The organism is Chryseobacterium carnipullorum, from assembly GCF_003815695.1.
Classification (GTDB): domain Bacteria; phylum Bacteroidota; class Bacteroidia; order Flavobacteriales; family Weeksellaceae; genus Chryseobacterium; species Chryseobacterium carnipullorum.
Genome location: NZ_CP033920.1, coordinates 1,354,682 through 1,369,173, shown reverse-complemented (window position 1 = coordinate 1,369,173; position 14,492 = coordinate 1,354,682). Strand labels below are relative to the sequence as shown.

Genomic DNA, 14,492 nt, shown 5'->3' with positions numbered 1-14,492 from the left:
TTTTAATCTTAAAATAAAAAGTATGCATTCATTACAAATCCTGTTTTACATTTCAATGGTTGTTTGGTTTTTTACCGAAATCCTGTATAAGAACATGCTAAAATCCGGTAAAGAAGATAAGAAGGACAAAGATAAATCTACCCTGAGTATTTTATGGCTGGCGATTCCTTTTTCTATTGCGGCTTCTGTATCAACATCTTATATGACGAGATTTCCAATAGCTGAAGAGGTCTGGATCTTCTATATTGGCGAAGCATTCATTCTCATCGGAATTGTCCTCAGATGGATTATTATCAGGTCTTTAGGTAAGTATTTTACGGTTGACGTAACGATAAAAAACGATCATCAGATCAAAAAGGAAGGTTTTTACAAATATCTGAGACATCCATCCTATGCCTTTTCACTGCTGACTTCTTTAGGATTGGGTCTGTATCTTAATAACTGGTTTTCCCTGTTTCTTGCATTCCTGCCACCATTTTTTGCTTTCCTATACCGGATCAAAGTGGAAGAAGAGGCTCTGGTTGAAAAGTTTGGAGATGAGTACTTAGAATATAGAAAAAAGACGAAAAAACTCATTCCTTTCATTTACTAATCCCATTTTCAAAATCAATCATTCCAACGCAATGATCTGCGTAATCCGCAAAATCTGTGGGAGATTAAAATTAATGTGGTGTATGTTGGCTAAACGTTAAAGACTCAAGGATTTTATGCTCGATACAATTTATAAAAGAAAAAATACGTCTTTCTTTATGCCAATAACTGCTGAATCCAACTTTTTACCATTCAGAAAGCATATTCTACCACTCGGTCATATAAAGTTGAATGATGCCCCGTTTCTGATCTACCTTTGATTCAACAAAAAGATAAACTAACCTTTTTTAAAATTAAAATTATGGAAACAATAGGATACACAAAAGAAACGCAGGCTTACAAAAAAGCAGTCAGAAGAGTAAAAGAGCTGAAAGGATTCTATGGTAATCTTACTTCATACTGTCTTGTTATTCCTTTCTTAGTTGCATTGAATTTATTAACATCTCCCGGTCATTTATGGTTTTACTGGCCAATGCTGGGGTGGGGAATAGGAATTGTAGCGCACGCGGTGAATGTATTTGGCATCGGGAAAACGTGGGAAGAAAAAAAGATCAAGGAATTGATGGGACAGGATCAGGGAAAGACAAAAACATTATAATTAACGGATAAAAAAATAACGATCATGGATTACAACAGCGCCTACGAAAGAGTCACCCAACTGAAAAAATTTTACAAAAGTCTTCTTTGGTTTGGAATAGTGGCCGGAATTATCTTTTTTGATGACCTTTTTGAAAACGGATCACTTAATTTCTCTTTATTTGATGGATCTTTTATTCTGGTCATTTGGGGAATTTTTCTAACGGTAAAGGCGGTAAAGCTATTTCTGCTGGACGCGGAATGGGAAAGAACGGTTATGGAAAAAGAGATGAGAAAGGGCAAAAAGAACATTGATTTTTAAGCTGTTTATTTTTTATCTACTTTTATTCCCGAATTAAACTAAAAACTGTCACTCAATGATCAAAACTGTCATTATCGAAGACGAAAAACCGGCTTCAAGAAAATTAGAAAGAATGCTGAGTAATTTTCCTGAAATAGAAGTGGTTGGCAAAATTGAATCAGTAGAAGAAGGGGTCGCTTGGTTCTCTGAAAATGAGCACCCGCAACTGATTTTTTCTGACATCGTTCTGGGAGATGGCCTTTCTTTCGATATTTTCGAAAAAGTACCTACAAAAGGGTTTATCATTTATACAACAGCTTTTGATCAGTATACGCTGAAAGCATTTAAATTAAACAGCATCGATTACCTTCTGAAGCCTATTCTGGAAGAAGATCTTTCAGGGGCCGTGGAGAAGTTTAAATCCTTCATTCCATCCAATAATACAGCCGGTTCTGAAGATATTAAACAGCTCATCAGAAAAGAGAAATCTACCCTTTCAAGGGTTCTGGTAAAGATCGGGTATAACCTGAAGATTGTTCAGACGCAGGAAATAAGCTGTTTTTTCAGTGAAAACAAAATTGTGTATCTCCAGACGGACGAGAGAGTTTATCCGTCAGATTTCACACTCGATGAACTGGAAGACATTCTCGAAGAAAAGAAGTTTTTCCGGGTCAACAGACAGTTTATTATCAATTCGGACTACATAAAAAACATCCATACTTCTCCTTATTATAAAGTCGAGATGGAATTTCAGCCACAGGAAGAAATAACCGTGAGCAGAGATAGGGTTAAGGATTTTAAGGAATGGCTGGTGGGGTAGAGTAAGATTATAGATATCATACACAAGACATCAGATTTCAGACATTTAAGTTAAGGCTTAGATTGATGAACGTCAATGGTGAATTTTGCTTTGCAATTAAATGGTGAGTTTTTATGTAAATGTCCGATTTTAGGTTGAGGTTGAGGAGCGTCACTGGGCAATTTTACGACACTGGTGAAATGTGATAGGAAGTCATTCCAAATCCTGCACCAAAGAACTCATCACTTTCCAAAACATCAAAATTACCTATCTGTAATCTATTCTGTTAGACTCAGTGTCCTCAAGTTGTTTTATAATAGAAGGTGGGATTTCATCACTGTCAATCGGGAAGCTGATCGAGTCAGAAATAAAAGTTTTTCGGTCTGCTTTCTGAAATATTTCAAACAGGGCTATCGGCTCCTGATTAAAACTAATACATGTACTTATAAAATGAACTTCATGGAGCTTATATTCTGGATTTTTGAGTTTTTCCTTGATATCTTTTATCCTTGAGATAAAATGTCGCTGGCGAATAAACGTATTGCTGTTCATGATGATGAACACATAATCTGAGTACGCCGTTACTTTTCCGAAATATTTATGGTGATCTCCGCCACTTCTTTCGATGAAATACTCACCGGTAGTTTCAGACTTATAGATTTCCATTGCAGACCTCCATATACGCTCTTCCTTTGCCATTAAAGGGTTCTCCGGAAGGTTTCTGTTGTAGGAATACCAGCAGCCCGTCAGGCGGTCTAAAAGGGCTGTATTCTGATTCACATTATTCATATCGATCCTCAGATCATTGAAATTGAATGCGTCTGTGTTGGAATTAATGAAATCAATGTAATGGGAATACCCTAAAACTTTTACGATCTGGCTTAATTTAGCGAGATTTGGCCTGCTTAAAACTGCATTTTCATGCTGTTTGTATTTCTTTAATTTATTGATGATCAGATGTTCATAGAGATAGTTTGATCCCAGGAGATCCGGTTCTTTTTTGATGTCTTTGTCAGAATGATCATTAATAATCAAATCGTTGAGTTCTGCGCTGATGTAGGACCATTCCGTCTTGGTCACCCCTTCCCAATGATTTTTCTTTAAAAAATGCTGACTTAAAAAGTTCATCAGTTTCTCCAGATGCTGAATATCTTCCTTTTTCATTCTTTTATTTTATAAGACCAATATAAGATTTTTATGCATCCAAATAAGATGAATGAAAGACTTTTATATTTTGAAATCAAATGATATTTGAGTAGAAAAATAAAAGTTAACACAATGGAAACAACGATCTTATTAAAAGACGAAACCCTTTGGAACAGGATTCAAAGCTTTTCACTGGATGCTTCGGATGCTGATTTTCCTTTTTCAAAAAAACTGGCTAAAGAAGAACGCTGGACATTAGATTTTGCCCAGAAAGCCATTCAGGAGTATAAAAAATTTGTGTACCTCTGCTGCATCCTTCCCAATGGAGCGTCTCCAAGCGAAACCGTCGATAAAGTATGGCATATGCACCTGATTTACACCCAGAACTACTGGGAAGAATTCTGTCCCAAAGTCCTTAAAAGATCCCTTCATCACCATCCTTCAAAAGGTGGTTTTAAAGAAAAAAACAAACATCAGAAATGGTTTTCAGATACTTTGAAAAATTATCGTGACGTTTTTCAGCAGGAAGCTCCCAAAGAGATCTGGTATGAAAAAGAAAAAAAAGGAATTCTGACAATTTGGCTGAAAAGACTGAGGATCATCCCGTTATTGATCGCGCCTTTCATGTTGTCGTCTTGCCTGGGAGAAGTTCTGGGATCATTAACATTATTTGCATTACCCTTCATAGGCTTTTTCATTTTCTTTCATGTTGTGGGCGCATTTCAGGTCGACATCGAAAATAATACCAGTAAAAAGAAAGATGACGGCAGTATCAGAGGAAGCAGTGATGGAGGAAGTTCCGGTTGCAGCGGAGATGGAGGAGGAAGTGGATGCAGTAGTGGATGCAGCGGCGGTTGTGGAGGTTGCGGTGGAGGATGTGGAGGTTAAAAAATGAAGCGCTATGAAAAAGATGATCATTCATTCTGTACCCATCGTGGTGAGCTTTACAGGGCTGGAAATATTCTGCCATACGCTCAATCCTATTATGGTAAGAGGCCCGGAATTCCTGAAGTTTTATGTAATAATGCTCTTAGGATTCTACATCTCTGCTTTCTGTTTAAAACTCTTCAGAGAAAATCGTTCAACTGTTTCTCTGTACTTCATGTTGTTTATTTTCATTCTGGGTGTCGTGAAATTAATCAGAGGACTAAGTATAGACCGGCCAGTGGGAGTTTTAATCAGTATTCTTGTTGCGGAAATTATTGTATTTATGATGTTTATGTCAACTGATTTCAAGCATAAGATCAAACCTAAAAATACTCATTAATAAAAAAGAAACCCGAAACATGAATGCTTCGGGATTTATAGAGATCAATGAGATTGATTTATTATTTGTATTCTTCTTTTAAAGGCTTGGATCCCTATTTGCGGACCATCAAAGAAATGATCACTACAAGAATAAGGGCTTCTGCAATATTTGATTTTTACGGATGTATCATCACCGGGTAAAAATTATAGCCAAAAACGGCAGTGACAAGCGGCATTAAAAAGAGATTGATCAATGCAGAGTCGTTTTTTGAAGTCGTTTTCATAGGAGTGTCTTTTATTGTTATGACAGAGTCAATCTAACAACTCAAAATTCGTTACATAAAATTTTCAAAAACCTTTGATTATGCAATAACGCCGCTTCCAATCAATTCATCATCAAGATACCAGGCTGCAAACTGACCTTCTGCTATGGCTGACTGAGGTTCTTCAAATTCAATATAAGATGCATTTTCAAAATGATAAAGAACCGCTTTTTGAAGAGCCTGTCTGTATCTGAATCTTGCCATGACTTCCATAGAACCACCATTGTCCAGCTTCAAATCTTCACGAACCCAATGCAATTCTGAATTGTCAATTTTTAATGCTTTTTTGTGCAGACCTGGAGAACTGTGACCTTCACCTACAAATATAATGTTGTTTTCCATGTCTCTGGAGATGATAAAACAGCTTTCCTTATGTCCGCCTATACCAAGTCCCTTACTTTGTCCGATCGTGAAAAATTGGGCACCCTGATGCTTTCCGATAACTTTACCGTCCGTTTTTTTATAATCGATTTTCCGGGTTAAAAACTCAAGTTCTTCCTCCTTTGAAGAAAACTCAGGTTTTTCCACTGAAAATAAAGGGGAGTCTTTGAATATTTCTACAATTTCTCCTTCTTTGGGAACCAACTGCTGCTGTAAAAACTGAGGCAGACTTACCTTTCCAATAAAACATAATCCCTGAGAATCTTTTTTATCTGCAGTAACAAGTCCTATCTCTTTAGCGATTTCCCGTACCTGAGGTTTTGTAAGCTCTCCGATAGGAAACAAAGCTTTCGACAACTGATCCTGGCTCAGCTGACATAGAAAATACGACTGGTCTTTATTATTATCTTTTCCAGCTAAAAGATGAAAAATTTCCTTTCCGTTTTCATCAAAAGTGGAATTAACCTGTGCATAATGTCCTGTAGCTACTTTATCAGCGCCCAAAGACATGGCAGTTTTCATGAAAACGTCAAATTTTACTTCTCTGTTGCACAAAACATCAGGATTCGGAGTTCTTCCTTTCTGATATTCATCAAACATATAATCTACGATGCGCTCTTTGTAAAGTTCGCTCATATCAATCACCTGAAAAGGAATTCCCAGCTTCTGGGCTACCATCAGGGCATCATTACTGTCTTCAATCCACGGGCATTCATCCTCCAGCGTTACCGAAGCATCATTCCAGTTTCTCATAAACAAAGCGACCACTTCATGGCCTTGTTGTTGTAACAAATACGCTGTAACACTGGAATCTACACCTCCAGATAATCCTACTACTACTTTCATTTTATTTCAATTTTACGAAACTCTTAACGGGAGTTCTTAGTTTGACCCGGCAAAAATACGATTAAAAAAATTCGTAAAAAAACCATAATTTTAACCATCGATAAAAACGATAGTTGATCAAATTTTCCATGAAAAACATACTCATTATCATCTTAAGTCTGATTTCCGGCTGGTTTTCTGCTCAAAATACGCCTATAGAAATCTCAAAGTTGATATTGTCCAATCGGGACCAGAAGGAAAAATACCAGAAGTATCTTTTTGATAACAGGGATATTGAATTGCAGTATGAAAGAGATAAAAATACGGATTACGGATTAGGCTACAGAGAATTTAATGCCGGTGAAAACTACAAGGTTATAGATGTTACAGCAACAGATAAAAACGGGACGCAATATGATTTCTACCTGTATTTCAGGAAAGTTAAAAATGACTGGAAAATCTTTGATGCGCAAAAACTTCCAAACATCACATTTGCTTATGTAGCTTTTGCAAGAGATCTTACCGAAGAACAGGTGGAAGATGTATTGAAAAGTAAAGATGAGCAGAAACTTTTTACCTTCGGAAAACAATTTAGTTATATAAAAAGCATAGATGACCTTGGAAACCGGTCTGACGATGAACTGATAGACCACTTTGTCAAGTTGAAACCGCAATTCAATGCTTTAAAAGAAGAATTTATAAAATTTAGAAATTTAAATAAAGATGATACTGATCTACAAAAGAGTCAGAAGTTTATGAACACGTATTATCAACTGACCATTTCTGATATTAACGAATACCTTCCTTTTACAAGAAATACACTGGCATTTGTGATCTGTAATATGGAAAATAATGCGGTAGGATATCTTTATACTGATAAGAAGAATGAAATCCCGGTCATGGATCCTGGCGGGATGCTTTTTATCCGGGAAATAGGAAATGGATGGTACTTATTTAAAATGAAAAATAAAAAGAAAAACTGATTACCTAAATTTTAGTAATTTGTAAGACCAAATCATACCCTATGAAAAAAACATTTCTTACCTTATCTATTTTGTGTTCCCTATCTTTATTTTCCCAGGTTTCAGTAGGAACACCAACATCAGAAGTTAACCGCTGGACATTTGGTGGAGGAATTGGATTGGGTTTCGGAAGCAACAGCGCATTCTATCTGCAGGCTTCACCAAGAGTGGGATACAGACTTACTGATGATCTAGAGGCAGGTGTTGTAGGCAGCGTTTCCTGGCAGACTTCTAATTATTATAAATCTACGATGTTGGGTGTAGGGCCATTCGCCAATTATTATTTTGCCAGATCATTTTATGTAGGAGCCAATCTTCAGCAGTATTTTATCAATTATAAAGACAAGTTTTACAATTATAAAGTGAACGAGCAGGAAACCGCTTTATATCTTGGTGGCGGATATATGCAAAGAATAGGAGGGAACTCCTTTATGCAGCTGGGTTTGATGTATAATGTACTTTGGAAAGAAAATTCAAGTGTATTCTCGAGTGGGCTGGTTCCGAACATAGGTTTTGTGGTAGGATTATAGCTTCTTAAGCTCCCGATAAAAAAATCTGTGAAAATGAAATAGCAGATTTATATAGAATGAAACGGGATTCAGTCTGTTTTATTTTTGTCCATCTGCTGATAAAAAATTGAATTAACACTTAAAAGCAAAAAAGCACCGGAAAAATTCCGGTGCTTTTCACTATTGTTATATTATTTGTTTTAATCTAAGAAGACTTTTCAGCTGTTTTTTTAGGCTTTGACGTTTTTCCGGTCAAGCCGTCTTTAGCTTCATTCACTTCAAGAACCACGGTTTCTCCTTCATTTAATTGTTTGTTGACCAGCATTTCTGCCAATAAGTCCTCAATATATTTCTGGATTGCCCGTTTTAATGGTCTTGCTCCAAAGTCCTTATCCCATCCTTTTTCAGAAATAAAGTCTTTGGCATCTTCAGTTAATTCAACTTTGTATCCTAACTTTTCCAATCTGCCGTAAAGCTTGTTCAGTTCGATATCGATAATTTTCTTGATATCATCCTGTACCAGAGAGTTGAAGATCACAATATCATCAATTCTGTTTAAGAATTCCGGTGCAAATGCTTTTTTAAGGGCATTTTCAATGGTACTTCTTGCTCTTGTATCAGTCCCTGTCTTTTTAGCCGAAGTTCCGAATCCTACACCGTCTCCGAAATCTTTAAGATCTCTTGTTCCAATGTTGGATGTTAGGATGATAATCGTATTTCTAAAGTCGATTTTTCTACCTAAACTATCCGTAACGTGACCTTCATCCAGGATCTGCAACAGAATATTGAATACATCTGGGTGAGCTTTTTCAATCTCATCCAAAAGAACCACAGCATAAGGCTTTCTTCTTACCGCTTCAGTTAACTGTCCACCTTCCTCGTATCCTACGTATCCCGGAGGCGCGCCCACCAATCTTGAAACGGCAAATTTCTCCATATATTCACTCATGTCAATCCGGATCAGAGATTCATCAGATTCGAAAAGCTCTCTTGCCATTACTTTAGCCAGCTCAGTTTTACCAACTCCGGTTGTACCAAGGAAAATAAAGGTACCAATCGGACGGTTTGGATCTTTAAGTCCCGCTCTGTTTCTCTGAATTGCTTTCACAACCTTTTTCACAGCATCTTCCTGACCGATCACTTTTCCGTTTAGTTTTTCATCCATCTGAGCTAACTTATCAAGCTCATTCTTACCCACTTTCGTTACCGGAACACCACTCATCATAGAAACCACTTCCGCAACATTTTCCTCCGTTACGGTTTCTTTTTTCTCTTTTACATCTTTGTCCCATTTATCCTGAGCAGAATTGAGTTCCATCTGAAGACGTTCCTCTTCATCTTTAAGCTTTCTTGCCTCAAGATAATCCTGAGCTTTGACAGCTTTCTGCTTCATTTCTTTGATCTCCTCAATTTTTTTCTCAAAATCAATGATCTCGGTAGGAACCTTCATGTTTTTGATGTAAACACGGGATCCCGCTTCATCCATGGCATCAATAGCTTTGTCCGGTAAGAAACGGTCTGTAATATATCTTGATGTCAGGTTGACACAAGCCAGAATCGCTTCAGGCGTATACACTACATTATGATGCTCTTCATATTTATCTTTAATCTGATTCAGAATCTGAATGGTTTCCTCAATATTGGTAGGTTCTACCATTACTTTCTGGAATCTTCTTTCCAAAGCACCATCTTTCTCAATATACTGACGGTATTCATCCAGGGTTGTTGCCCCGATGCATTGAATTTCACCTCTTGCCAGGGCAGGTTTGAACATATTCGATGCATCCAGACTTCCTGTAGAACTTCCGGCACCTACAATAGTGTGAAGCTCATCGATGAATAAGATGACGTCTCTGTTCTTTTCCAGCTCAGTCATGATTGCTTTCATTCTTTCTTCAAACTGACCACGGTATTTTGTTCCTGCTACTAAACTCGCAAGATCCAAAGTAATGACACGCTTTCCGTAAAGAACTCTTGAAACCTTCTTCTGCTGAATTCTTAAAGCCAGTCCTTCTGCAATAGCAGATTTACCAACTCCGGGTTCACCGATAAGAAGGGGATTGTTTTTCTTTCTTCGTGATAAGATCTGAGAAACTCGCTCAATTTCTTTTTCACGACCAATAACAGGGTCCAATTTTCCGTCTCTGGCCAAAGAAGTTAAGTCTCTGCCAAAGTTATCCAATGTAGGAGTTTTACTTTTTGCAGAGCCTAAATTTCCTGTAGGCTTTCTCATCTGCTCAAATTCCTCTCTGTCATCATCATCGTCATAAGCACTCATTTGGGGTGCCTGACCGGAATTTTTAAGCATGGTCTGGTATTCTTTTGAAACTCCTTCATAATCAATATCGTAAGCGCCTAAAACATTTGAAGTAGGATCCTCATATTTATAAAGAATGCCTAAAAGCAGGTGAACGGTATTAATTTCATTGCTTTTATATTGTCTGCATTCGAGCTCTGCACGTTTGATCGCATGATCTGCCATCTTGGTGAAAGAAATATTGGTAACCTCTTCAGAAATAGGATTAAGACTTGCTGTATTTAAAGTTTCAATTTTTCTTCTGATTTGTGTTAAATCCGCATTAAGGCTTTGAAGGATTTCTTTTGCAGAGTTTTCCGTTTTTATAATACCTAAAAGTAGGTGTTCTGTATTAAGAAATTCACTTTTCAGCCTTTTAGCTTCGCTCTTGCTTTGTTTGAACACTTGGCTCAAACCTTGTGAAAACTTATAATCCATAATATATCTCATTAGAATAATGGCGGCGGTGCCAATTATTCATTATCTAAATTACAAATATTTTACCAAAAATCAATTAATGACTTTATGGCAGAAAAAATTTTATTATCTTATTGAAAATGATTAAGTTTGTTATCCTTTAAAATTTCCCCATGAATCCCGAAATTACGACTTATATTGGATATTCTGCATCAATTTTTATAGTACTTAGTTTTATACTGAAAGATGTAAGAAAAATTAGAATAGTCAATATGATAGGGTGTATCTGCTTTGTCATTTATGGTATCTTCAATGGAATGCTTTGGCCTGTTATCATTCCGAATGGACTGATCTGCTTTATTCAGGTGTATTATTTGATGGCCGGAAAGAAAAAGTAATGAATAAAAAGATCATTACTTCGGCTTTCAGTAATCTGTATACAGACCAGCGTATAGAGAAGGTATGCCGGACCCTTTACGAAAATGGATATGAGATAGAATTGATCGGGAATGACTGGAAAGGGGCAGAACAAATGGAGCGTCCTTATCCTTTTTCCAGGATACATTTAACTTCTAAAAGTTTGAAAACAGCTTATTTTGAGTTTAACTGGAAACTGTACCATCAATTAAAGAAAAAAGCCGATCATAATACCATTCTTCATGCCAATGACCTTGATGCTTTGCTTCCCAATTATCTTATTTCTAAAAAACTCAATATTCCGCTTGTTTTTGACAGCCATGAGATTTTTTCAGAAATGCCTGCTATTCAGGGCAAAATGTCACAAAAATTGTGGAGGTATTTAGAAAAAGAAATCGTTCCCAGGCTTAAATGGATGATTACTGCTAGTGAAAGTTATGCAAAATGGTTCCACAAAAAATATGGAGTGAGTGCTGTTTTGGTTCAGAATGCACCGAGAAGTTTAGATTTTATCTGTGAAATTCCTGAAAACAACCCTAAAATATTTTTATATCAGGGATCCATTAATCCTTTTCGCGGTATCGATAAGGCTATCATGGCAATGCATCATCTCGATGGAGTGGTTTTAAAGATAGCGGGAGACGGACCAAGAAAAAAAGAATATGAAAATCTTGTATTGAAAGAAAATCTTCAGCATAAAGTTAAGTTTTTGGGCCAACTGAAGCCTGAAGATTTAAGGAAGATTACGGCAGTGGCAGATGTGGGTATGAGCATAGAGGAAAACGGAGGAGAAAGCTACCTGTATTCTCTGCCTAATAAAGTTTTGGATTATATTCAATCACGCGTTCCTGTACTATTGGCAGATCTGCCGGAGATGCAAAATATCAAAAAGCAATTTGATGTAGGAGAAATAATCCAAGACCATCAACCAGAAAATATAGCCATTTCGGTTCATAAAATTCTGAATAAGGGAAGGAAAAACTATCAGGTAGAACTTCAAAAAGCGTCGAAAGCACTTTGCTGGGAAAATGAAGAAGTGAAACTTCTGGAAGTATTTGAAAAAGCATCAGAATATTAATCTTTATAAAAATGGTTATCTTTGCAGAAGATAATTGTTAAAACATGACCATTAAAGAAAAACAGCAGGAAATAATCGAAGAATTTGCATTTCTTGATGACTGGGAACAAAAGTATGAATATATTATTGATCTTGGTAAAGAATTGAAAGGTCTCCCCGAAGACAGAAAGACCGATGACAATCTCATCAAAGGCTGTCAGAGTAAGGTTTGGATTGATGCTGAATTTAAAGATGGAAAGCTTTTTTTTGATGCCGATTCAGACGGAATTCTTCCTAAGGGAATCGTTTCTCTGTTAGTAAGCATTTACAGTGGGCATTCTATGCAGGAAATTTTAGATTCTGATTTTGAGTTTATTTCAGAAATCGGACTTCAGGAATTTCTTTCGCCGTCCAGAGCCAATGGATTAATGGCGATGACCAAACAGATTAAGTTTTACGCAGTTGCCTACCAGCTAAAATCTTAGCCGTGACCAGAATTCTAGCATATCGTTTTTCCGCTTTTGGTGATGTTGCGATGACCGCACCTGTCTTCAGGGAGTTTCTGGAGCAGAATCCTGATGTGGAAATTATCATGGTTTCCAGGAAAAATTTTGAAAGCTTATTTGCTGATATTCCAAATGTTACTTTTAAAGGAGTCAATCTTGATGAATATAAAGGTCTATTTGGCCTGAGGAGGCTCGCCAATGAATTGATCAATGAATTTAACCCTGATTTTGTTGCCAATCTTCATGATGTGATCCGAACAAAGATCCTGGATAAGATCAACAGGAGAAAAGGACTTAAAGTTTTTAAAATAAATAAAGGAAAAGAAGAAAAGGAAGAACTGACTGATGTCTGGAACCTGAATAAAGTACAGTTGAAAAAGACGGTTGAGCGTTATGCGGATGTTTTCCGTGCCATGGGGTTTAAAGTAGAGCTTTCTCATAAGCTGAGGCCTTTGCAGGTACCGAAATCCGGAATAGGATTAGCCCCTTTCGCACAGCATAAAGGAAAAATGCTTCCGCTGGAAAAAACGTATGAACTGGCTAAAATTTTAGCGCAAAAACATCCCATCTATTTCTTTGGAGGTGGAAAAAAAGAAACCGAAACCCTTGAGAAGTGGGAAAGTGAGATTCCCAACACCAAGAGTCTCTCCGGAAAATTAACCCTTTCAGAAGAGCTTACCAAGATCTCAGAACTGGAATTGATGATCTCTATGGATTCTGCCAATATGCATCTTGCCAGTCTTATGGGAACAAGATGTGTTTCTATTTGGGGAGCTACGCATCCTTACGCTGGATTTTTAGGCTTCGGCCAGAGCGAAGATGATGTAGTCCAGGTGAAAGACCTTACCTGCAGGCCATGCTCTGTTTTTGGAGATAAAGAATGCTATCGTGGCGATTGGGCTTGCCTTGAAGAGCTTAATGTACAGAAAATCGTACAGACTGTCAATCTTTGAAAATAATTTTGACCATTTCTACAGCTTTTGAATAGTCAGAATATTTCTTTTCCAGAACTTCACTTCTGGTCTCATTTTCAGTATAGTCTTTTGTTGCTGTAGCAATGATTTGTTCGCGGATCTCTTCGGAGGTACAACCCAGATAGCACAAATTCATTAAAGTCCTGTCATCTGTTATATTTTCGTTGATGATGACAAATCTGCTGTTATAGAGTGCATTAAATAACTTTACTTTCGTGCCGGAATTCTGATAGGAGAGGAGAATATTAGCATGGGCATTTTCAAAAAGACGATGAAGATTGTCTGTGGTTTCAATAGGAACGAGGCTTATATTGGCGATACTGCTGATCTTCTTCTTTAGGTCTTTACCTGCACGATCGGATGCTATGATAAGTTTGTGCTGGGGAAGGTTCTGGAACAAGCTTATGGTTTCCCCCAATGCTTTTTTATTATCAGACACACTGAGGTCACCATGGAAAAGAAAATAATCTCCTTTTTTGTTCAGTCTTTTTATCAATTCGTTACCATGGAAAATATGAATAAGATGTGCATTTTTCGAATATGAATCTACCTCATTAAATTCCTTCTCGGAAAGGCAGAATATACCTTCAAATTCTTTTAAAGTTCTTTTTTGATAGGTAGAATACTTAAAAGATTCGATTTTGTAAATGATCTTTTTGAATATATTTTTTTCTGAAGAAGATAGGCCTTTATAATACTCAGCTTCATTATTGTGATAGCGCAGATAAAGCTTGTAACCTTTATCTTTTAGTCCGTTGATACTATTGGAGGTTTGCAGTCCTTCAAAAAGAATAGGCGCTTTTATGCTCGCCAGTTTTTTGAGAAGATCTTCGGAATTTCTTATGACAGCAGCAAAAGGAACTCGTGAAAAATAGAGAAGTGGATTTTTCTTTTTTTTGTAGAAGAAAACATTTTCCGTAATGTTTTTAATTTCCGGATCAATTTTCTCTGGGATATGGTCTACAAAACAGTGAAGATGGATCTGTACGCCAAGATCTGACAACGCTTTAATCTTATAATAAACATCAATAATACCTCCGTAAGAGGGAGGATAGGGGTAATTGAATGCTATAAGATGGAGTTCTTTCAAAAACAACGTATTTT

16 protein-coding genes are annotated in these 14,492 nt (G+C 36.9%); 12 read left to right on the top strand and 4 right to left on the bottom strand.

Annotation, left to right across the window (positions count from 1 at the left end; all coding sequences use genetic code 11):
• Positions 1-22 precede the first annotated feature (22 nt).
• The 4 genes from EG346_RS06330 to EG346_RS06315 all read left to right on the top strand — a co-directional run bounded on the left by EG346_RS06330 (position 23) and on the right by EG346_RS06315 (position 2,288).
• Entirely contained in the window at positions 23-592 is a 570-nt protein-coding gene (locus EG346_RS06330; RefSeq protein ID WP_123877483.1) for a methyltransferase family protein, read from the top strand.
• A gap of 300 nt (positions 593-892) precedes the next feature.
• A complete protein-coding gene (locus tag EG346_RS06325; protein ID WP_073328409.1) occupies positions 893-1,189 on the top strand; it encodes a 2TM domain-containing protein in 297 nt (98 codons plus the stop codon).
• 24 nt (positions 1,190-1,213) lie between these two features.
• Positions 1,214-1,489, top strand: a complete 276-nt coding sequence (locus tag EG346_RS06320; RefSeq protein WP_073328408.1) for a 2TM domain-containing protein — start codon at positions 1,214-1,216, stop codon at positions 1,487-1,489.
• A gap of 55 nt (positions 1,490-1,544) precedes the next feature.
• Positions 1,545-2,288: a LytR/AlgR family response regulator transcription factor gene (locus EG346_RS06315; protein ID WP_083563876.1), complete on the top strand. Its 744-nt coding sequence runs from the start codon at positions 1,545-1,547 to the stop codon at positions 2,286-2,288.
• 246 nt (positions 2,289-2,534) lie between these two features.
• Here the strand turns inward: EG346_RS06315 and EG346_RS06310 are convergent, their stop codons facing one another.
• Entirely contained in the window at positions 2,535-3,431 is an 897-nt protein-coding gene (locus EG346_RS06310) for a hypothetical protein (protein ID WP_123877480.1), read from the bottom strand.
• 114 nt (positions 3,432-3,545) lie between these two features.
• Here EG346_RS06310 and EG346_RS06305 point away from each other — a divergent pair, with 114 nt between their 5' ends.
• A complete protein-coding gene (locus EG346_RS06305) occupies positions 3,546-4,301 on the top strand; it encodes a glycine-rich domain-containing protein (RefSeq protein WP_123877476.1) in 756 nt (251 codons plus the stop codon).
• Between the two features lie 13 nt (positions 4,302-4,314).
• Complete coding sequence (locus tag EG346_RS06300; protein WP_123877473.1) at positions 4,315-4,680, top strand: hypothetical protein; 366 nt, start codon at positions 4,315-4,317, stop codon at positions 4,678-4,680.
• Positions 4,681-5,023: 343 nt separating this feature from the next.
• On the opposite strand, the gene mnmA is transcribed toward EG346_RS06300, so the two are convergent.
• Positions 5,024-6,211, bottom strand: a complete 1,188-nt coding sequence (gene mnmA, locus EG346_RS06295; protein ID WP_073328400.1) for a tRNA 2-thiouridine(34) synthase MnmA — start codon at positions 6,209-6,211, stop codon at positions 5,024-5,026.
• A 128-nt stretch (positions 6,212-6,339) separates the two neighbouring features.
• Between mnmA and EG346_RS06290 the strand changes: the two genes are divergently transcribed.
• The gene (locus EG346_RS06290) at positions 6,340-7,173 is read left to right on the top strand and encodes a hypothetical protein (RefSeq protein ID WP_123877470.1); all 834 of its coding nucleotides are present in this window, start codon (positions 6,340-6,342) and stop codon (positions 7,171-7,173) included.
• Between the two features lie 41 nt (positions 7,174-7,214).
• A complete protein-coding gene (locus EG346_RS06285; protein ID WP_073328392.1) occupies positions 7,215-7,742 on the top strand; it encodes a hypothetical protein in 528 nt (175 codons plus the stop codon).
• A 184-nt stretch (positions 7,743-7,926) separates the two neighbouring features.
• Here the strand turns inward: EG346_RS06285 and EG346_RS06280 are convergent, their stop codons facing one another.
• Positions 7,927-10,455, bottom strand: coding sequence for an ATP-dependent Clp protease ATP-binding subunit (locus EG346_RS06280; RefSeq protein WP_073329091.1), 2,529 nt, complete (start codon positions 10,453-10,455; stop codon positions 7,927-7,929).
• Positions 10,456-10,607: 152 nt separating this feature from the next.
• Here EG346_RS06280 and EG346_RS06275 point away from each other — a divergent pair, with 152 nt between their 5' ends.
• From EG346_RS06275 to EG346_RS06260, 4 genes are read left to right on the top strand one after another with little or no spacing between them, the layout of a single operon-like run.
• Positions 10,608-10,832, top strand: coding sequence for a uroporphyrinogen decarboxylase (locus EG346_RS06275; RefSeq protein WP_073328390.1), 225 nt, complete (start codon positions 10,608-10,610; stop codon positions 10,830-10,832).
• Positions 10,832-11,929, top strand: a complete 1,098-nt coding sequence (locus EG346_RS06270; protein ID WP_123877467.1) for a glycosyltransferase — start codon at positions 10,832-10,834, stop codon at positions 11,927-11,929. The genes EG346_RS06275 and EG346_RS06270 overlap by 1 nt, the downstream gene beginning before the upstream one ends.
• Positions 11,930-11,973: 44 nt before the next feature.
• Positions 11,974-12,393 carry a SufE family protein gene (locus EG346_RS06265; protein ID WP_073328384.1) on the top strand — a complete coding sequence of 140 codons (420 nt, stop codon included), beginning with the start codon at positions 11,974-11,976 and terminating at the stop codon, positions 12,391-12,393.
• Positions 12,394-12,395: 2 nt separating this feature from the next.
• On the top strand, positions 12,396-13,367 hold the full coding sequence (locus EG346_RS06260) for a glycosyltransferase family 9 protein (protein ID WP_228426651.1): 972 nt from the start codon (positions 12,396-12,398) through the stop codon (positions 13,365-13,367).
• Here EG346_RS06260 and EG346_RS06255 read toward each other — a convergent pair.
• Positions 13,357-14,478: a hypothetical protein gene (locus tag EG346_RS06255; protein ID WP_123877464.1), complete on the bottom strand. Its 1,122-nt coding sequence runs from the start codon at positions 14,476-14,478 to the stop codon at positions 13,357-13,359. The two genes, EG346_RS06260 and EG346_RS06255, sit on opposite strands and share 11 nt — an antisense overlap.
• Positions 14,479-14,492: the final 14 nt, after the last annotated feature.